The sequence below is a fragment of the Streptococcus infantis SPAR10 genome (genome assembly GCF_000279535.1).
Lineage (GTDB): Bacteria > Bacillota > Bacilli > Lactobacillales > Streptococcaceae > Streptococcus > Streptococcus infantis_I.
The window spans coordinates 158,525-176,456 of the sequence record NZ_ALCH01000005.1; the positions used below are offsets into that span (position 1 = coordinate 158,525).

Consider the following 17,932-nt stretch of genomic DNA (forward strand, 5'->3'; position numbering starts at 1 on the left):
TAAAAAATGTCAATTATTACTGATGTTTACGCTCGCGAAGTCCTAGACTCACGCGGTAACCCAACACTTGAAGTAGAAGTTTATACTGAATCAGGTGCTTTCGGACGTGGTATGGTTCCATCAGGAGCTTCTACTGGTGAACACGAAGCAGTTGAACTTCGCGACGGTGACAAATCTCGTTACGGTGGTCTTGGTACACAAAAAGCTGTTGACAACGTAAATAACATCATTGCTGAAGCTATTATCGGCTACGATGTACGTGACCAACAAGCTATCGACCGTGCTATGATCGCTCTTGACGGTACTCCTAACAAAGGTAAATTGGGTGCAAACGCAATCCTTGGTGTGTCAATCGCTGTAGCTCGCGCTGCTGCTGACTACCTTGAAATCCCACTTTACAGCTACCTTGGTGGTTTCAACACTAAAGTTCTTCCAACTCCAATGATGAACATCATCAATGGTGGATCTCACTCAGATGCTCCAATCGCTTTCCAAGAATTCATGATCGTACCTGCTGGTGCACCTACATTCAAAGAAGCTCTTCGTTGGGGTGCTGAAATCTTCCACGCACTTAAGAAAATCCTTAAATCACGTGGTTTGGAAACTGCCGTAGGTGACGAAGGTGGATTCGCTCCTCGTTTCGACGGAACTGAAGATGGTGTAGAAACAATCCTTGCTGCTATCGAAGCTGCTGGTTATGTTCCAGGTAAAGATGTATTTATCGGATTTGACTGTGCATCATCAGAATTCTACGATAAAGAACGCAAAGTTTACGATTACACTAAATTCGAAGGTGAAGGAGCTGCTGTCCGCACTGCTGCTGAACAAATCGACTACCTTGAAGAATTGGTAAACAAATACCCAATCATCACTATCGAAGATGGTATGGACGAAAACGACTGGGACGGTTGGAAAGCACTTACTGAACGTCTTGGTGGTAAAGTTCAATTGGTTGGTGACGACTTCTTCGTAACAAACACTTCTTACCTTGAAAAAGGTATCGAAGAAGGTGCTGCTAACTCAATCCTTATTAAAGTTAACCAAATCGGTACTCTTACTGAAACATTCGACGCTATCGAAATGGCGAAAGAAGCTGGTTACACTGCCGTTGTATCACACCGTTCAGGTGAAACTGAAGATTCAACAATCGCTGACATCGCAGTTGCAACAAACGCAGGACAAATCAAGACTGGTTCACTTTCACGTACAGACCGTATCGCTAAATACAACCAATTGCTTCGCATCGAAGATCAACTTGGTGAAGTAGCTGAATACCGTGGATTGAAATCATTCTACAACCTTAAAAAATAATCTAGTTCAGTGAACTAATTAAAGCCCTTGGATTTTTCCGAGGGCTTTTGTATATTATTAGACAAGCTCAAAGAAATCCAGTCTTGTTTTCGTATTCTAGAGGTGAAAAGAGAGATTTTTAAACGTTTTTTTGGTATAATAATACCCAGGAAAAACTAGAGAAAGAAGGAGGTTGAGATGGAAAAGTATTTGTCGGTAACAACTTTGACTAAGTATCTGAAAATGAAATTCGATAAAGACCCATACTTGGAGAGGGTCTATTTAACTGGTCAGGTTTCTAACTTCCGGAAGCGTCCAACTCATCAATATTTTTCTCTAAAAGATGATCGAGCTGTAATCCAAGCGACTATTTGGTCAGGTATTTATCAGAAACTAGGTTTTGATTTGGAAGAAGGGATGAAGATCAATGTTATCGGTCGTGTCCAAGTCTATGAACCAAGTGGGAGCTACTCTATCATCATTGAAAAGGCAGAGCCTGATGGTGTAGGGGCTCTTGCGATTCAGTTCGAACAATTAAAAAAGAAATTATCAGAAGAAGGCCTTTTTCAAGAACGCTTTAAACAAGCAATCCCTCAGTTTGCAAAACGCATCGGGGTTGTGACTAGTCGTAGTGGTGCTGTTATACAGGATATTATTACTACCGTTAGCAGACGTTTCCCAGGGGTTGAGATTGTTTTATATCCTACCAAGGTTCAAGGCGAAGGGGCAGCAGAGGAGATTGCCCGTAACATTGCTAGAGCTAATGAACGAGAAGACTTGGATGTTCTTATCATTGGTCGTGGTGGTGGATCAATTGAGGATCTTTGGGCTTTTAACGAAGAGATTGTAGTGCGTTCTATCTTTGAATCGCGCCTTCCTATTATTTCAAGTGTGGGCCACGAAACAGATGTAACTTTGGCTGATTTTGTTGCCGACAAGAGAGCAGCAACACCAACTGCTGCAGCAGAGTTAGCTACACCTGTGACTAAGTTAGATCTACTGACCTACCTTAAAAATCAAGAGAAACGAATGGCTACTGCTGTACAAAATACTTTATCAAAGAAAAAAGAAGTCTTGAGAGGGCTTAGTCAATCAGTCATCTTCAGGCAACCAGAGCGTTTATATGATGGATATCTGCAACGTTTGGATCAGTTAATGCTTCGACTGAAGCAGGGATTGAATGGTGAGTTAGTTAGAAATCAACAGAAGTTTCAAGCTCAAATTCACCGTTTGGAGCAATTATCGCCAAATGTCAAGATTCAGCGCTACCAAGACCGTATTCAACAGTTACAAAAATTAATGCGTAGCCAGATGGCTGTGATCTATGATGCCAAGGTTGCTGAAGTAAAACGCTTGTCAGAAGCTCTACTCATGTTAGATACGAGTCGTATCGTAGCAAGGGGTTATGCGATTGTTAAAAAAGAGGATACCGTGGTATCTTCTGCAAATGATTTGAAAAAAAATGACCAGGTGATGCTGATGATGCGAGATGGTCAAGTAGATTTAGAGGTTAAAGATGTCAAAACAGAAGAAATTTGAAGATAATTTAGCAGAGCTTGAGACTATTGTTCAGAGTTTAGAAAATGGTGAAATTGCTTTAGAAGATGCTATTACTGCATTTCAAAAAGGAATGGTTCTTTCAAAAGAATTGCAAGCAACACTTGATAAAGCTGAAAAGACCTTGGTTAAAGTCATGCAAGAAGATGGAACAGAAAGCGAACTTCTATGAACAAGCAAGAAAAATTAGCTTTGGTTGAGTCAGCTCTTGAGGAGTTTTATGGAGACCAGCAATTAGCTGCTAATCTCAGAGAAGCTGTTCTCTATTCTATTCATGCAGGTGGTAAAAGGATCCGTCCTTATCTACTTTTAGAAGTTTTGGAGTCTTTACAAGTGCCAATCACTATAGCTCATGCCCAGGTTGCAGCAGCGCTTGAGATGATTCACACAGGAAGCTTAATTCATGATGATCTTCCTGCTATGGATGATGATGATTTTCGTCGTGGGCGTTTAACCAACCATAAGAAGTTTGGTGAAGCACTAGCAATTTTAGCAGGAGATGCCCTCTTTTTAGATCCTTATGCTTTGATAGCGCAAGCAGACTTGCCAAACGAAATTAAGGTAGATTTAATAGCTTCTTTGTCCCTTTCTTCTGGAAGTATGGGGATGGTCGCTGGCCAAGTTTTGGATATGGAAGGTGAAGGTAAACATTTAAATCTAGAAGAACTTCAGACCATCCATGCTAATAAAACTGGTAAACTTTTAGCCTTCCCTTTTCAAGCGGCAGGAGTTATTGCAGGATTGGATGAAAATCTTCAAAAACAGTTGAAAACAGTTGGAGAGCTGATTGGGCTTGCTTTTCAAGTGAGAGATGATATCCTTGATGTTACTGCTAGTTTTGAGGAAATTGGTAAAACACCACAAAAAGATTTGCAAGCTGAGAAATCAACCTATCCTGCTTTGTTAGGATTGGATGAGGCAAAAGTTTTTTGTAACCGAACTTTGGATCAGGCTAATGAAAAATTAGATGTGATTAGCCAATTAGTCGACTTTGATAAAGAACCAATTGTAAAAATAGTAGAAAGTTTGAGAATCAATGCCTAAGGAAAGAGTAGATGTACTTGCCTACAAACAAGGTTTATTTGAAACAAGAGAACAGGCTAAGCGGGGCGTAATGGCTGGATTAGTGATTGCAGTCCTTAATGGTGAGCGTTTTGATAAACCAGGAGAAAAAATTCCTGACGATACTGAATTAAAACTCAAGGGTGAGAAACTCAAGTATGTTAGTCGAGGCGGCTTGAAACTTGAGAAAGCTTTAGAAAAATTTGAAATATCAGTTGAAGGCAAAACGACCATTGATATTGGAGCTTCAACAGGAGGCTTTACGGATGTCATGCTTCAAAATGGTGCGAAACTGGTTTATGCCGTTGATGTTGGGACCAATCAGCTAGCCTGGAAATTACGCCAAGATTCACGTGTTATCAGCATGGAGCAATTTAACTTTCGTTATGCTGAAAAAAATGACTTTGAAGAAGAACCAAGTTTTGCAAGTATCGATGTGAGTTTTATTTCTTTGAGTCTCATTTTACCGGCTCTACATAGAGTCTTGGAAGACCAAGGTGAAGTCGTCGCACTCATAAAACCACAGTTTGAAGCAGGACGAGAACAGATTGGTAAAAATGGAATTATCAGAGATGCCAAAGTTCACCAAAATGTTTTAGAATCAGTTACTAAAATGGCAGTTGATGAAGGATTCTCAGTCTTAGGATTGGATTTCTCTCCTATTCAAGGTGGACATGGGAATATTGAGTTTCTTGCTTATTTACGTAAAGAGGAACATGCAAGCAATCAAGTAGTTTCTGAAATAGAACAAGTAGTAGAAAAAGCACATAGAGAGTTTAAAGATGAATAAAAAAGAAAGACTTGAAAAGATTAGAAGATTTGTGACTGACTATCAAATCGGCACACAAGAAGAAATCGTTGAACACTTGAGAGAAGCAGGCATCTCTGCTACTCAAGCAACTGTTTCACGTGATATCAAAGAATTAGGGATTGTAAAAATTCCTTTGAAAGACAATACATATGTCTATGAATTACCAAAGTCAGTAGTTAAAAGTTTACAGTTAGCTGAGAACAATATCGAAAGTTTCGAAAGAATGGGTAATCTCATCAACTTAGATGTTATTCCTGGGAATACAATTTTTGTTAAAAGTCAATTGACTCAAACATTTTCGGATATGATTTTTAGCTGTTTAGCAGATGATAACTCAATTTTAATTGTGGCGCGAACTGAAGAAGCAGCTGTAGAGATTGTTGAGCAAGTTAAAAAGTGGTAGGACCTTATGTTACTTGAAATTTCAATTAAAAACTTTGCCATCATTGAGGCTATTTCACTTAATTTTGAGAAGGGGATGACAGTTCTGACTGGAGAAACCGGTGCTGGGAAGTCTATCATCATCGATGCTATGAATATGATGCTGGGCGCCAGAGCTACAACGGACGTCATTCGTCATGGTGCTCCTAAGGCTGAAATCGAAGGTCTTTTCTCGGTTGAAAACAGTCATGCTTTGCAAATGATTTTTGATGAGCAAGGAATAGAGTTAGGTGATGAAATCATCATCCGACGTGAAATTTTACAAAACGGGCGTAGTGTTAGTCGTGTCAATGGACAGATGGTTAATCTATCTGTTCTTCGCTCAATTGGACAGTATCTTGTTGATATCCATGGCCAACATGACCAAGAAGAGTTAATGCGTCCACAATTGCATATTCATATGCTTGATGGGTTTGGTGATACAGATTTTCTGGAACTGAAGCAAGCCTATCAGACAAACTTTGATGCTTATCGTAAAATGCGCAAGCAACTTCTTGAGATTAAGAAAAATCAAGAAGAGCACAAGGCTCGTATTGAAATGTTGGAATTTCAGATGGCTGAAATTGAATCTGCATCCTTACAGCCAGGTGAAGACCTCAAACTAAACCAAGAACGAGATAAACTTCTAAATCATAAAAATATTGCTGATACGTTGACTAATGCTTATACAATGTTAGATAATGAAGAATTTTCAAGTCTAGCTAATGTGCGTTCAGCTATGAATGATATGGAAAGTTTAGAAGAGTATGATGTAGAATATCGTGAAATTTCTACTTCCTTATCTGAATCTTATTATGTTCTAGAAGATGTTACTAAACGCTTAGAGGATATTATTGAAAGTCTTGATTTCGACGGTAATCGTCTCATGCAGATTGAAAGCCGTTTAGATCTCATTCACGCCATTACACGTAAGTATGGTGGGAATGTTGACGATGTCTTGATGTACTTTGCTAAAATCACAGAAGAATACAACCTTTTGACTGGCAATCATTTATCTTCAGATGATATGGAAGCAGAACTTAAAAAGTTGGAAGTAAGTCTTGTTGACTTAGCAAGTCAGCTAGCATCTGCTCGCCACAACCTAGCCCAACGATTAGAGATTGAAATTCAGCAAGAACTAAAAGACCTCTATATGGAGAAAGCTCAGTTTCAGGTTCAGTTTACTAAAGGAAAATTCAGTCGTGAAGGAAATGAAAGTGTTGAATTTTACATCTCCACCAACCCTGGAGAAGACTTTAAACCATTGGTTAAAGTAGCGTCTGGTGGAGAGTTATCTCGTCTCATGTTGGCTATTAAGTCTGCCTTTTCTCGTAAGGAAGGTAAGACGAGCATTGTATTTGATGAGGTGGATACAGGAGTTTCAGGTCGCGTAGCTCAGGCAATCGCACAGAAAATTCATAAAATTGGTCAGCACGGCCAAGTATTAGCTATATCTCATCTTCCTCAAGTCATTGCGATCGCAGATTATCAGTTCTTTATTGAAAAGATTAGCAATGAGCATTCAACCGTTTCAATAGTTCGCATGTTGACAGTTGAAGAAAGGGTGGAAGAAGTTGCTAAAATGTTGGCTGGTGAGAATGTGACTGAAGCAGCACTTAGTCAAGCGAGAGAATTGTTGCAAAGTAAGGAGAAATAAATGACAGACTATTATGTAATTGGAGATGTCCATGGAAAAGCAGGTATGCTCGAGGACCTTCTAAAAACATGGGATGGTAAGACTCAATTACTCTTTCTAGGGGATTTGATTGACCGTGGTGAAGACAGTCGCCGTGTTCTAGAAATGGTTAAGGACTTGGTCGACAATCATGGAGCTATCTGTCTATCAGGAAACCATGAGTATATGTTTCTGACTTGGCTCGATAATCCTGAAGAAAGCTATGACCACTATCGTCGTAATGGTGGAGATACAACTATAAATTCTATTTTGGGGCGCCTACTGGATGCGCCAGTAGATGGAGTAGCAGATGCTAAACGAGTTGAGACAGAAGCAGCAGACTTAGTGGAGTTTATCCGTCAAATGCCTTTTGTCATTGAAACAGATAAGTATATCTTTGTACATGCTGGTATTGATTTGACTTTGGATGATTGGCATGAAACGACAGATTACAAGAAAGTTTGGCTCAGAAAACCATTTCACGAAGCACCTAATCACACTGGAAAAACCATTGTCTTTGGGCATACACCAGTCTATGGTTTGTTGGATCAAAAACCTGGCACATCTGAACTCTGGATAACAGAAGACGGTAAGATTGGAATGGATGGAGGTGCTGTCTACGGCGGTGTTCTTCATGGGATTGTCTTTACCGACCAAGGTATGACAGAACATTACTTCATTGAAAATGATGGCTTTGTTGCTGAAGATTAGTACTCCTAACAGGGTATGGTCTTGTCAAAATGTTAAAAACAATTTATAATTAATAGATACCCTGAAAGGAAGAGAATGATGAACTTAGAAGAATTGAAAAAACGACAGGAGAAGATTCGTAACTTCTCTATTATCGCCCATATTGACCATGGAAAGTCAACACTAGCAGACCGTATTTTGGAGGCGACTGAGACAGTTTCCAGTCGCGAAATGCAGGCCCAACTTCTTGATAGTATGGATTTAGAGCGTGAGCGTGGAATTACGATCAAGCTTAATGCTATCGAGCTTAATTATACGGCTAAAGATGGTGAGACTTATATCTTCCACTTGATTGACACACCAGGACACGTGGACTTCACTTATGAGGTATCACGTTCTCTAGCTGCTTGTGAGGGTGCTATCTTAGTAGTCGATGCCGCCCAAGGAATTGAGGCTCAAACCCTGGCAAACGTCTATCTTGCTTTGGATAATGATTTGGAAATCCTTCCAGTTATCAATAAAATTGACCTACCAGCAGCAGATCCAGAGCGCGTGCGTACAGAAATCGAAGATGTTATTGGTCTAGACGCTAGCGAAGCAGTACTGGCTTCAGCCAAAGCGGGCATCGGTATCGAAGAAATTCTCGAGCAAATTGTCGAGAAAGTACCAGCCCCAACTGGTGACGTGTCAGCACCATTGAAAGCCTTGATTTTCGACTCAGTTTACGATGCTTACCGTGGGGTTATCCTCCAAGTGCGTGTCATGGATGGGGTAGTCAAACCTGGTGATAAGATTCAGCTTATGAGCAATGGTAAGACCTTCGATGTAACTGAAGTCGGAATCTTCACACCTAAAGCTGTAGGACGTGATTTTCTTGCGACAGGTGATGTTGGTTATATCGCGGCATCTATCAAGACAGTTCAGGACACACGTGTCGGTGATACAGTAACCTTGGCGACAAATCCAGCGACTGAACCACTTTCTGGATACAAGCAGATGAATCCGATGGTTTTCGCAGGTCTCTATCCAATCGAGTCTAACAAATACAACGACCTTCGTGAAGCTCTTGAAAAATTGCAACTAAATGATGCTAGCTTGCAGTTCGAACCAGAAACATCCCAGGCTCTTGGATTTGGTTTCCGTTGTGGTTTCCTTGGACTTCTTCATATGGATGTTATTCAGGAACGTTTGGAACGTGAGTTCAACATCGACCTCATCATGACGGCTCCGTCTGTTATCTACAAGGTTAATCAGACTGATGGGGAGTCTATGGATGTGTCTAACCCATCTGAGTTCCCAGATCCTACAAAGATTGCGACCATTGAAGAACCATATGTTAAAGCACAAATTATGGTACCGCAAGAATTTGTCGGAGCAGTGATGGAGCTAGCTCAGCGCAAACGTGGTGACTTTGTGACGATGGATTATATTGATGACAATCGTGTCAATGTTATCTATCAAATCCCACTAGCTGAGATTGTCTTTGACTTCTTTGATAAGCTCAAATCTTCAACACGCGGTTATGCAAGCTTTGACTATGAATTGTCAGAGTATCGTCCATCTAAGTTGGTTAAAATGGATATCCTTCTTAATGGTGATAAGGTGGATGCTCTCAGCTTTATCGTTCACAAAGACTTTGCTTATGAACGTGGAAAACTCATCGTTGACAAGCTCAAGAAAATCATTCCTCGTCAACAATTTGAAGTTCCAATTCAAGCAGCTATTGGACATAAGATTGTGGCTCGTACAGATATCAAGGCCCTTCGTAAGAACGTACTTGCCAAGTGTTACGGTGGTGACGTTTCTCGTAAACGTAAACTCCTAGAAAAACAAAAAGCTGGTAAGAAACGAATGAAATCTATCGGCTCAGTTGAAGTACCACAAGAAGCCTTTCTTAGTGTCTTGAGCATGGATGAAGAATAGTTGATAGGTGAGAATGGCATCTAGTATAAGAAATCAATTACTGTATTTTGTAAATTTTCAAAATACAGTAATTTTTTGACACTTTTCTCTTCTTGCTTTAAAATAGAAGGGAAAGGAGAGTTATCATGAAAAAAATAATAACTTTATCTACACTTTTACTTTGCAGTCTTGGTCTAATTGCTTGTAGTCATTCAGAAAAGACAAATGAAGTAAAGACAGAAGCATCTTCTAGTGTTCAAGAAGTTTCAAGTCAAGAGCCTAGTTCATCGCAAAAACAGACGGAAGAAACTCAAATAGTTGGATCTGATGATTATGGATATGTGAAAATTCCTAAATCATGGGTTCATTTCAAAGAAATTGAAGGTGGAGATGACATTCAGTACTGTGATGGAACGGATGTCAATATTGTAACTCTCAATACCTTTAAACCTGAGCAGTTTGGTATTAGTGAAAGTGAATATGCAGCGCTTGAAACTGTTCAAATTTCAACTAGCATTTATGAATCTAAACAGAAAAGTCAAGACTTCTCCAAGGTATGGGGGTCAAAATCAACTATCGGAGGCTATGAGGCCTACGTAGTAAACTGTATTGCTAAGAATGGGAAATATCTAATTATCTGGGTATTTAAATCCGATGATGGCAAGTTTAGATATGTTTCTCTGGAAGGTGTTCCAGAGGTATTAAAAAATCTCCTTCCAATGGTGGAAGAAAGTTGGACCAATAAAAAGAGTTAACATCGTGAAAACAGGAGTCATTCCTGTTTTTTTATTATACTTATTAAGAAAATTATAAAAATATGTTTGAAATCATTAAATGTTTAATTCGTAAACAAAAAAATAAAAATCAAACAAAATACAACAAAAAAACATTGACAACGGTTTCATATAGTGTTATACTTGTACCATAAAAGTTAAATATGAAGGGAGAAGGTCATGGGATTAGATCATTTCTTTGACAAAGACTTAGTCTTTTGCTTAGAAGCAGATAATCAAGAGCAACTTTTCGATCAAGTTGCAACCCTATTGGAAGAAAAGAAAGTTGTTACAGAGACCTATCGATCGGCCTTGATTGAACGTGAAAAATCGTTCCCAACTGGTTTGGATATGGAGTTTTTAGGGAAGGATTTGCCTAACGTAGCTATCCCTCATACTGATACAATTCATAATCTAACTGAAAATGTTGTCGTGGTTCGTCTAGAGAAACCAGTCACGTTCCACAATATGATTGCTCCTGATAAGGAAGTAGAAGTATCATTACTCTTCTTTATCATCAACAATTCAAGTTCAAGTCAAACAAATATACTTGCACAGTTGATGGACTTCTTTACAGGCAATGGTCATCTTGAAGCGCTGTCTAAGATTACGGAACCTGAAGCTTTGTTCCAATATATCTCAGAAGCGACTGCTTAATTTGTTAATAATTTTTATATAAAAACGGAGGAAATCCAAATGATTAAAATTCTTGCTGCTTGTGGTGCAGGTGTTAACTCAAGCCACCAAATTAAAAGTGCTCTTGAAGAAGAACTTTCTAACCGTGGGTACGATGTTCAATGTGATGCTGTTATGGTAAAAGATGTCAATGAAGACTTGATTAAAGGTTATGATATCTTCACACCAATCGCTGCTACTGATTTAGGTTTTGAACCAGGTATCCCAGTTGTTGAAGCAGGACCAATCTTGTTCCGTATTCCAGCTATGAGCGCTCCAGTTTATGACAATATTGAAGCAGCTATCAAAGAACATGGTCTAAGTTAATTATTAATTTGTAAATATTCCATAAAAATAAAGGGAGGAAAATTATGGATATCATTATCGAACTAGCCAATAAGCTGTTCAAACCTATCTTGGAAATGGGTGGACCGATCATCATGCTGATCATTTTGACATTATTGGCTCTACTTTTTGGAGTGAAATTCTCCAAAGCGCTTGAAGGTGGTATCAAACTTGCCATCGCTCTTACTGGTATCGGTGCTATCATCGGTATGTTAAATGGTGCTTTCTCAGCGTCTCTTGCAAAATTCGTTGAAAACACTGGTATTCAATTGAATATTACCGACGTTGGTTGGGCACCACTTGCTACAATCACTTGGGGTTCAGCTTGGACACTTTACTTCTTGCTTGTGATGTTGATCGTCAACATTGTAATGCTTGCAATGAAGAAAACTGATACACTTGACGTCGATATCTTTGATATCTGGCACTTGTCTATCACAGGTCTTTTGATCAAATGGTACGCTGACAACAATGGAGTTAGCCAAGGAGTTTCACTCTTCATCGCGACTGCAGCAGTTGTTCTTGTTGGGGTTCTTAAAATTATCAACTCTGACTTGATGAAACCAACATTTGATGACCTTCTTAACGCACCAAGTTCATCACCAATGACTTCAACTCACATGAACTACATGATGAACCCAGTTATCATGGTTTTGGATAAGATTTTTGATAAACTCTTCCCAGGTCTTGATAAATACGACTTTGACGCTGCTAAATTGAACAAGAGAATCGGTTTCTGGGGATCTAAATTCTTCATCGGTTTCATCCTTGGTATCGTTATCGGTTTGATGGGTACTCCACATCCGGTTGCAGGTGTTGAAGGGGCTGAAAAATGGGAATATGTAATTAAAGGTTGGTTGTCACTTGGTTTGACTGCTGGTGTCTGCTTGGAGCTCTTCTCATTGATCGGTTCATGGTTCATCGCAGCCGTAGAACCACTTTCACAAGGTATTACAAACGTTGCTACTAAACGTCTTCAAGGACGTAAATTCAACATCGGTCTTGACTGGCCATTTATCGCTGGTCGTGCTGAAATCTGGGCTTGTGCCAACGTACTTGCTCCAATCATGTTGGTTGAAGCTGTGCTTCTTTCAAATGTCGGAAATGGTATCTTGCCACTTGCTGGTATCATCGCAATGGGTGTAACTCCAGCTCTCTTGGTAGTTACTCGTGGTAAATTGCTCCGTATGATTATCTTCGGAACACTCTTGTTGCCACTCTTCCTTCTTTCAGGTACACTTATCGCACCATTTGCAACAGAACTTGCTAAAGGTGTAGGTGCCTTCCCAGAAGGTGTAAGCCAAACTCAATTGATTACTCACTCAACTCTTGAAGGACCAATCGAAAAACTATTTGGTTGGGCAATTGGTAACGCTACAACTGGTGATATCAAAGCTATCCTTGGCGCATTAGTATTCCTAGTATTCTACGTTGGTATCTTTGCATGGTACAGAAAACAAATGATCAAACGTAATGAAGAATACGCAGCAAACGCAAAATAATTCGCTCCTAAAAATGTAAATTGTAAAAACTAGGTTGTCAGTTTCCAAATCTGGAGTCGACAGCCTAGTTTTTTAGGCCTTAAATAAATGGAGGTAATTCTAATGATTGAATTAAAAACAGAACAGTTAAGTGTACAGTTTCAAACTTTTGGTGGTGCACTTTCTTCAATAAAAGACAAAGATGGAATTGAGTATTTGTGGCAGGGAGATCCAACTTACTGGAGTGGACAAGCACCTGTTCTATTTCCAATTTGTGGATCCGTTAGAAATGATACTGTCTTTTATGAGCAAGAAGATGGTAGTCAAGTAAAAGGTAAAATTCCACGTCATGGATTGGTTCGAAAAAAAGAATTTGAATTAGTGGAACAAACAGAGAACTCAGTCACCTTTGCTATCGAAGATGACCAAGAAATGTATGAGAATTATCCCTATCATTTTCGTCTAGAAATAACTTATTCTGTTACTGGAAATACTATTCGAACACAGTATCAAGTTACCAATAAGGAAACAAATAAGAAAATGCCTTACTTTATTGGTGGACATCCTGGCTTTAACTGTCCTTTATTTGATGGTGAGGCTTATGAAGACTACTATCTTGAATTTGAAAAGCCAGAAACTTGTACAGTTCCTAAGCCATTCCCAGAAACAGGGATGTTAGATTTTCAAGATAGAAGTAGCTGGTTAAAAGATCAAAAAGAATTGGATCTAAACTATGATTTCTTTAGCTATGATGCTGTGACTTTAGATGAGTTAGCCTCTCGCTCTGTTTCCTTACGGTCACGTAAGCATGATAAGGGATTAAAACTAGACTTTAAAGAGTTTCCAAACCTCATCGTTTGGTCAACGCTTAATAAAGGTCCCTTCCTTGCTCTGGAACCTTGGTCAGGTTTGTCAACTTCACTCGAAGAGGGAGATCATCTAGAAGATAAGAAAAATGTTCGAATCTTAAATCCAGGTCAAAGTGATCAAATTGGTTTTGATATAGAAATTTTCTAAAAAATAAACAAAAACAAACATAAACTGTTGACTTTTTTAAACAATAGTAGTATATTATGTTTAGAAAGAACAATTTGTGTTTGTTTTAACAAGTTATTCTTCCAATTTCTCCAAGGAGAAGTTACAAAGAGTGATTAGATGAATCATTCTTAAACTAAAATAGTCAACAAAAACTACTAGTAACTACTTGGTGATGGTCATTTTCTTTCCAGAACCAAAATATTTTTACTGGTCTATATAAAAAAGGAGTATACAATATGTCTATTGTTATTGGTGCAGATGCTGCAGGTTTGAGATTGAAAGAAGTCGTGAAAGATTTCTTGGAAAAAGAAAACTTCCACGTTGTGGATGTTACAGCTGAAGGTCAAGACTTCGTTGATGTAACTCTTGCAGTTGCTGAAGAAGTTAAAAAAGAAGAACAAAACCTTGGTATTGTCATTGATGCTTATGGTGCAGGTCCATTTATGGTTGCTACTAAAATCAAGGGAATGGTTGCTGCAGAAGTATCTGACGAACGTTCAGCTTATATGACTCGTGGTCACAACAACTCACGTATGATTACTATGGGTGCTCAACTCGTTGGTGACGAATTGGCTAAGAACATCGCTAAAGGCTTTGTAAACGGTAAGTACGACGGCGGTCGTCACCAGATTCGTGTCGACATGTTGAACAAAATGTGCTAATTTTTATAACGAAAGAAAGGTAAGATAAAAATGAGAATTGCAATTGGATGTGACCACATCGTAACTAATGAAAAAATGGCGGTTTCAGAATTTTTGAAATCAAAAGGACATGAAGTCATCGACTTTGGTACTTATGACCACGCTCGTACTCACTACCCAATCTTTGGTAAAAAAGTTGGTGAAGCAGTAGTTAGTGGCCAAGCTGATCTTGGTGTATGTATCTGTGGTACTGGTGTAGGTATCAATAACGCTGTTAACAAAGTTCCAGGTGTTCGTTCTGCTTTGGTTCGTGATATGACTACAGCTCTTTACGCTAAAGAACAATTGAATGCCAACGTTATCGGATTTGGTGGTAAAATCACTGGTGAATTGCTTATGTGCGATATCATTGAAGCTTTCATCAACGCTGAATACAAACCATCTGAAGAAAACAAAAAATTGATCGCTAAAATTCAACACGTTGAAACTCATAACGATCACCAAACTGATGCCAACTTCTTTACAGAATTCCTTGAAAAATGGGATCGCGGTGAATATCACGACTAAGAGGTGACTCATGATTTTAACAGTCACAATGAACCCATCCATTGATATTTCCTATCCTTTGGATGAATTAAAAATTGACACTGTCAACCGTGTTGTCGATGTTACGAAAACAGCGGGTGGTAAAGGTCTCAATGTTACACGAGTTCTATCAGAATTTGGTGATTCTGTAGTCGCAACAGGACTTGTTGGTGGTAAACTTGGTGATTTTTTAGTAGAAAATATTGATAATAAAGTAAGCAAACGTTTCTTCTCTATTCAAGGTGAAACCCGTAACTGTATTGCAATTCTACATGGAGAAAACCAAACAGAAATCCTAGAAAAAGGTCCTAAAGTTCAAGAACAAGAAGGTCAAGATTTCTTGGCTCATTTCAAGGAACTTATAGAGACTGTAGAGGTAGTAGCCATTTCAGGTAGTCTACCAGCAGGACTTCCTGTTGACTATTATGCTAGTCTAGTTGAACTTGCTAACCAAGCTGGTAAACCTGTTGTCTTGGACTGTTCAGGAGCTGCACTTCAGGCGGTTCTTGAATCTCCACATAAACCAACGGTTATCAAGCCAAATAATGAAGAATTGTCTCAACTTTTAGGAAGAGAAATTTCTAAAGACTTGGATGAATTAAAAGAGGTTCTTCAAGAGCCCCTATTTGAAGGAATTGAGTGGATCATCGTTTCCTTAGGTGCTAATGGTGCCTTTGCAAAACACGGGGACACTTTCTATAAAGTGGATATTCCAAGAATACAAGTTGTAAACCCAGTTGGGTCAGGTGATTCAACCGTTGCAGGTATTGCATCAGGTCTTTTCCATAAAGAATCTGATCAAGAATTGCTGACTAAGGCGAATGTCCTTGGTATGCTTAATGCTCAAGAAAAAGTGACCGGTCATGTCAATATGGCTAACTATCAAGGCCTATATGACCAACTAGTAGTGAAAGAGGTATAAAATGGTTTTAACAGAAAATAAACGTGCATGTTTGCAAAAACTCTCAGATGAAAATGGTATCATCTCAGCTCTTGCTTTTGACCAACGTGGTGCTTTGAAACGTCTCATGGCTCAATACCAAACAGAAGAGCCAACAGTAGCTCAAATGGAAGAACTTAAAGTGTTAGTTGCGGATGAATTGACAAAATACGCTTCATCAATGCTTCTTGATCCTGAGTATGGACTTCCTGCTACAAAAGCACTTGCTCCAAATGCAGGTCTTCTTCTTGCTTATGAAAAAACAGGCTACGACACAACAAGCACAAAACGTTTGCCAGACTGCTTGGATGTTTGGTCTGCAAAACGTATCAAAGAACAAGGTGCAGATGCAGTTAAGTTCTTGCTTTACTATGACGTAGATAGCTCTGACGAACTTAACCAACAAAAACAAGCCTACATTGAACGTATCGGTTCTGAGTGTGTGGCTGAAGATATTCCATTCTTCCTTGAAATCTTGGCTTACGATGAAAAGATTGCTGACGCAGGTTCTGCAGAATACGCTAAAGTGAAACCTCACAAGGTTATTGGTGCCATGAAAGTCTTCTCAGACCCACGTTTCAACATCGATGTCTTGAAAGTAGAAGTTCCAGTTAACGTGAAATACGTTGAAGGCTTTGGTGATGGAGAAATCGTTCATACACGTGAAGAAGCAGCAGCATTCTTCAAAGCGCAAGATGAAGCAACTAACCTTCCATACATCTACTTGAGTGCAGGTGTATCTGCTAAGCTCTTCCAAGAAACTCTTGTCTTTGCCCACGAATCAGGCGCAAACTTCAATGGTGTTCTTTGTGGACGTGCAACATGGGCTGGATCTGTTGAGGCTTATATCAAAGATGGTGAAGCAGCAGCCCGCGAATGGCTTCGTACAACTGGATTTGAGAACATTGACGAACTCAACAAGGTTCTTCAAACAACAGCAACTTCATGGACTGAACGTGTGTAAACTTCCCCCTTTATGTCCTAAAACCTGGTAAAAAAACTTTAAAACATTTTAAAAAAAGTTGTATGTAAAGGTTTACAAAAAATCATTCTTGTGATATACTAAAGTCACAAGTTAATACAAAGTGAGTGTTACTAAGTAATATTAGGCATGATCACAGATGACTCAGATGTATATTTTCTGAGTTCATTTGTGGTCATTTTTTATGCTCACAAAACTTAAATAATAGGGCAAGGAGGTTGCCATGTATCGGATATTAAATCCAATGAATAACAATGTTTCTCTTGTGCGTAATAGTAAGGGAGAGGAGTTGATCGTAATTGGTAAGGGTATTTCGTTCGGTAAGAAGAAGGGAGATTTGATTTCTGAGGATCAGGTTGAAAAAGTTTTCCGGATGAAAACAGAAGAGTCGCGAGAAAATTTTATGGCTCTTCTCAAGGATGTACCGCTTGATTTTATTACGGTTACTTATGAGATAATTGATAATCTTTCTAAAAAATATCAATATCCTGTCCAAGAGTATCTCTACGTCACTCTGACAGACCATATCTATTGTTCTTATCAGGCTATTAGTCAAGGGCGTTATAAGGATAGTAACTTGCCTGATATTTCTGCCAAATATCCTATCGCTTTCCAGATTGCACAAGAAGCTTTTGAAATCTATCGTCAAAAACTGACAGAAAATTTTCCTGAAGACGAGATCATTCGTATCGCTTATCACTTCATCAATGCAGAAGGTGAGAATAAAGTCGAAGTTGTTGAGTCGATTGATAAGAGAAAGGAAATTTTAAAGAGGGTTGAAAGCGTTTTGAAGAGTTATAAAATCCAGCGAACACCTGAAAATAATAATTTTTACGATCGCTTTATGATTCATCTCAATTATTTCTTGGATTATCTGGATCGTAGTCGCGATGATAATCAATCCTTGCTCGATATGGAAGAACATATAAAGAATACTTATCCAGAAGCATTCGAAATTGGTAGCAAAATTTATGAAGTCATTGCTCAGGAAACTGGTCTTGACCTTTACAAGAGTGAACGAGTTTATCTTGTTCTACACATTCAACGTTTATTGTCATAACATCT

The 17,932-nt window shown here is 38.9% G+C and carries 19 protein-coding genes; all 19 read left to right on the top strand.

Features of this window, described 5'->3' with window-relative positions:
* Nucleotides 1–6: 6 nt before the first annotated feature.
* The gene (eno, locus tag SPAR10_RS09420) at nt 7–1,311 is read left to right on the top strand and encodes a surface-displayed alpha-enolase (protein WP_004253512.1); all 1,305 of its coding nucleotides are present in this window, start codon (nt 7–9) and stop codon (nt 1,309–1,311) included.
* Nucleotides 1,312–1,488: 177 nt separating this feature from the next.
* The gene (gene xseA, locus SPAR10_RS09425) at nt 1,489–2,829 is read left to right on the top strand and encodes an exodeoxyribonuclease VII large subunit (RefSeq protein ID WP_004253514.1); all 1,341 of its coding nucleotides are present in this window, start codon (nt 1,489–1,491) and stop codon (nt 2,827–2,829) included.
* A complete protein-coding gene (locus SPAR10_RS09430) occupies nt 2,807–3,019 on the top strand; it encodes an exodeoxyribonuclease VII small subunit (protein WP_004253516.1) in 213 nt (70 codons plus the stop codon). The genes xseA and SPAR10_RS09430 overlap by 23 nt, the downstream gene beginning before the upstream one ends.
* A complete protein-coding gene (locus SPAR10_RS09435; RefSeq protein ID WP_004253519.1) occupies nt 3,016–3,891 on the top strand; it encodes a polyprenyl synthetase family protein in 876 nt (291 codons plus the stop codon). Before SPAR10_RS09430 ends, SPAR10_RS09435 begins: the two co-directional genes overlap by 4 nt.
* Nucleotides 3,884–4,699 carry a TlyA family RNA methyltransferase gene (locus SPAR10_RS09440; protein WP_004253522.1) on the top strand — a complete coding sequence of 272 codons (816 nt, stop codon included), beginning with the start codon at nt 3,884–3,886 and terminating at the stop codon, nt 4,697–4,699. Before SPAR10_RS09435 ends, SPAR10_RS09440 begins: the two co-directional genes overlap by 8 nt.
* Entirely contained in the window at nt 4,692–5,123 is a 432-nt protein-coding gene (locus tag SPAR10_RS09445) for an arginine repressor (protein ID WP_004253525.1), read from the top strand. Before SPAR10_RS09440 ends, SPAR10_RS09445 begins: the two co-directional genes overlap by 8 nt.
* Nucleotides 5,124–5,129: 6 nt before the next feature.
* Nucleotides 5,130–6,797, top strand: coding sequence for a DNA repair protein RecN (gene recN / locus SPAR10_RS09450; RefSeq protein ID WP_004253527.1), 1,668 nt, complete (start codon nt 5,130–5,132; stop codon nt 6,795–6,797).
* Nucleotides 6,798–7,526 carry a metallophosphoesterase family protein gene (locus tag SPAR10_RS09455; RefSeq protein WP_004253530.1) on the top strand — a complete coding sequence of 243 codons (729 nt, stop codon included), beginning with the start codon at nt 6,798–6,800 and terminating at the stop codon, nt 7,524–7,526. It abuts the gene before it with no gap.
* A gap of 78 nt (nt 7,527–7,604) precedes the next feature.
* Nucleotides 7,605–9,428 carry a translation elongation factor 4 gene (lepA, locus tag SPAR10_RS09460; RefSeq protein WP_004253559.1) on the top strand — a complete coding sequence of 608 codons (1,824 nt, stop codon included), beginning with the start codon at nt 7,605–7,607 and terminating at the stop codon, nt 9,426–9,428.
* 125 nt (nt 9,429–9,553) lie between these two features.
* Entirely contained in the window at nt 9,554–10,162 is a 609-nt protein-coding gene (locus tag SPAR10_RS09465; RefSeq protein WP_004253562.1) for a hypothetical protein, read from the top strand.
* Nucleotides 10,163–10,360: 198 nt separating this feature from the next.
* Nucleotides 10,361–10,837, top strand: coding sequence for a PTS sugar transporter subunit IIA (locus SPAR10_RS09470; protein ID WP_000521965.1), 477 nt, complete (start codon nt 10,361–10,363; stop codon nt 10,835–10,837).
* A 39-nt stretch (nt 10,838–10,876) separates the two neighbouring features.
* A complete protein-coding gene (locus SPAR10_RS09475) occupies nt 10,877–11,182 on the top strand; it encodes a PTS sugar transporter subunit IIB (RefSeq protein ID WP_000590576.1) in 306 nt (101 codons plus the stop codon).
* 44 nt (nt 11,183–11,226) lie between these two features.
* Nucleotides 11,227–12,702, top strand: a complete 1,476-nt coding sequence (locus SPAR10_RS09480) for a PTS galactitol transporter subunit IIC (protein WP_004253567.1) — start codon at nt 11,227–11,229, stop codon at nt 12,700–12,702.
* 102 nt (nt 12,703–12,804) lie between these two features.
* Nucleotides 12,805–13,698, top strand: coding sequence for an aldose 1-epimerase family protein (locus SPAR10_RS09485; RefSeq protein WP_004253570.1), 894 nt, complete (start codon nt 12,805–12,807; stop codon nt 13,696–13,698).
* 257 nt (nt 13,699–13,955) lie between these two features.
* The gene (gene lacA / locus SPAR10_RS09490) at nt 13,956–14,381 is read left to right on the top strand and encodes a galactose-6-phosphate isomerase subunit LacA (RefSeq protein WP_000029280.1); all 426 of its coding nucleotides are present in this window, start codon (nt 13,956–13,958) and stop codon (nt 14,379–14,381) included.
* A 30-nt stretch (nt 14,382–14,411) separates the two neighbouring features.
* Entirely contained in the window at nt 14,412–14,927 is a 516-nt protein-coding gene (gene lacB / locus SPAR10_RS09495) for a galactose-6-phosphate isomerase subunit LacB (RefSeq protein ID WP_001216925.1), read from the top strand.
* 10 nt (nt 14,928–14,937) lie between these two features.
* Nucleotides 14,938–15,867, top strand: a complete 930-nt coding sequence (locus SPAR10_RS09500; protein WP_004253575.1) for a tagatose-6-phosphate kinase — start codon at nt 14,938–14,940, stop codon at nt 15,865–15,867.
* 1 nt (nt 15,868) lies between these two features.
* Nucleotides 15,869–16,849 (top strand): tagatose-bisphosphate aldolase, encoded by a 981-nt coding sequence (gene lacD / locus SPAR10_RS09505; protein ID WP_004253578.1) that lies wholly within the window; start codon nt 15,869–15,871, stop codon nt 16,847–16,849.
* Nucleotides 16,850–17,090: 241 nt separating this feature from the next.
* Nucleotides 17,091–17,927 (top strand): PRD domain-containing protein, encoded by an 837-nt coding sequence (locus tag SPAR10_RS09510; RefSeq protein WP_004253580.1) that lies wholly within the window; start codon nt 17,091–17,093, stop codon nt 17,925–17,927.
* Nucleotides 17,928–17,932 lie beyond the last annotated feature (5 nt).

Coding starts and splice junctions, on each gene's coding strand:
- eno (WP_004253512.1), top strand. CDS start 7: ATGTCAATTATTACTGATGTTTACGCTCGCGAAGTCCTAGACTCACGC.
- xseA (WP_004253514.1), top strand. CDS start 1,489: ATGGAAAAGTATTTGTCGGTAACAACTTTGACTAAGTATCTGAAAATG.
- SPAR10_RS09430 (WP_004253516.1), top strand. CDS start 2,807: ATGTCAAAACAGAAGAAATTTGAAGATAATTTAGCAGAGCTTGAGACT.
- SPAR10_RS09435 (WP_004253519.1), top strand. CDS start 3,016: ATGAACAAGCAAGAAAAATTAGCTTTGGTTGAGTCAGCTCTTGAGGAG.
- SPAR10_RS09440 (WP_004253522.1), top strand. CDS start 3,884: ATGCCTAAGGAAAGAGTAGATGTACTTGCCTACAAACAAGGTTTATTT.
- SPAR10_RS09445 (WP_004253525.1), top strand. CDS start 4,692: ATGAATAAAAAAGAAAGACTTGAAAAGATTAGAAGATTTGTGACTGAC.
- recN (WP_004253527.1), top strand. CDS start 5,130: ATGTTACTTGAAATTTCAATTAAAAACTTTGCCATCATTGAGGCTATT.
- SPAR10_RS09455 (WP_004253530.1), top strand. CDS start 6,798: ATGACAGACTATTATGTAATTGGAGATGTCCATGGAAAAGCAGGTATG.
- lepA (WP_004253559.1), top strand. CDS start 7,605: ATGAACTTAGAAGAATTGAAAAAACGACAGGAGAAGATTCGTAACTTC.
- SPAR10_RS09465 (WP_004253562.1), top strand. CDS start 9,554: ATGAAAAAAATAATAACTTTATCTACACTTTTACTTTGCAGTCTTGGT.
- SPAR10_RS09470 (WP_000521965.1), top strand. CDS start 10,361: ATGGGATTAGATCATTTCTTTGACAAAGACTTAGTCTTTTGCTTAGAA.
- SPAR10_RS09475 (WP_000590576.1), top strand. CDS start 10,877: ATGATTAAAATTCTTGCTGCTTGTGGTGCAGGTGTTAACTCAAGCCAC.
- SPAR10_RS09480 (WP_004253567.1), top strand. CDS start 11,227: ATGGATATCATTATCGAACTAGCCAATAAGCTGTTCAAACCTATCTTG.
- SPAR10_RS09485 (WP_004253570.1), top strand. CDS start 12,805: ATGATTGAATTAAAAACAGAACAGTTAAGTGTACAGTTTCAAACTTTT.
- lacA (WP_000029280.1), top strand. CDS start 13,956: ATGTCTATTGTTATTGGTGCAGATGCTGCAGGTTTGAGATTGAAAGAA.
- lacB (WP_001216925.1), top strand. CDS start 14,412: ATGAGAATTGCAATTGGATGTGACCACATCGTAACTAATGAAAAAATG.
- SPAR10_RS09500 (WP_004253575.1), top strand. CDS start 14,938: ATGATTTTAACAGTCACAATGAACCCATCCATTGATATTTCCTATCCT.
- lacD (WP_004253578.1), top strand. CDS start 15,869: ATGGTTTTAACAGAAAATAAACGTGCATGTTTGCAAAAACTCTCAGAT.
- SPAR10_RS09510 (WP_004253580.1), top strand. CDS start 17,091: ATGTATCGGATATTAAATCCAATGAATAACAATGTTTCTCTTGTGCGT.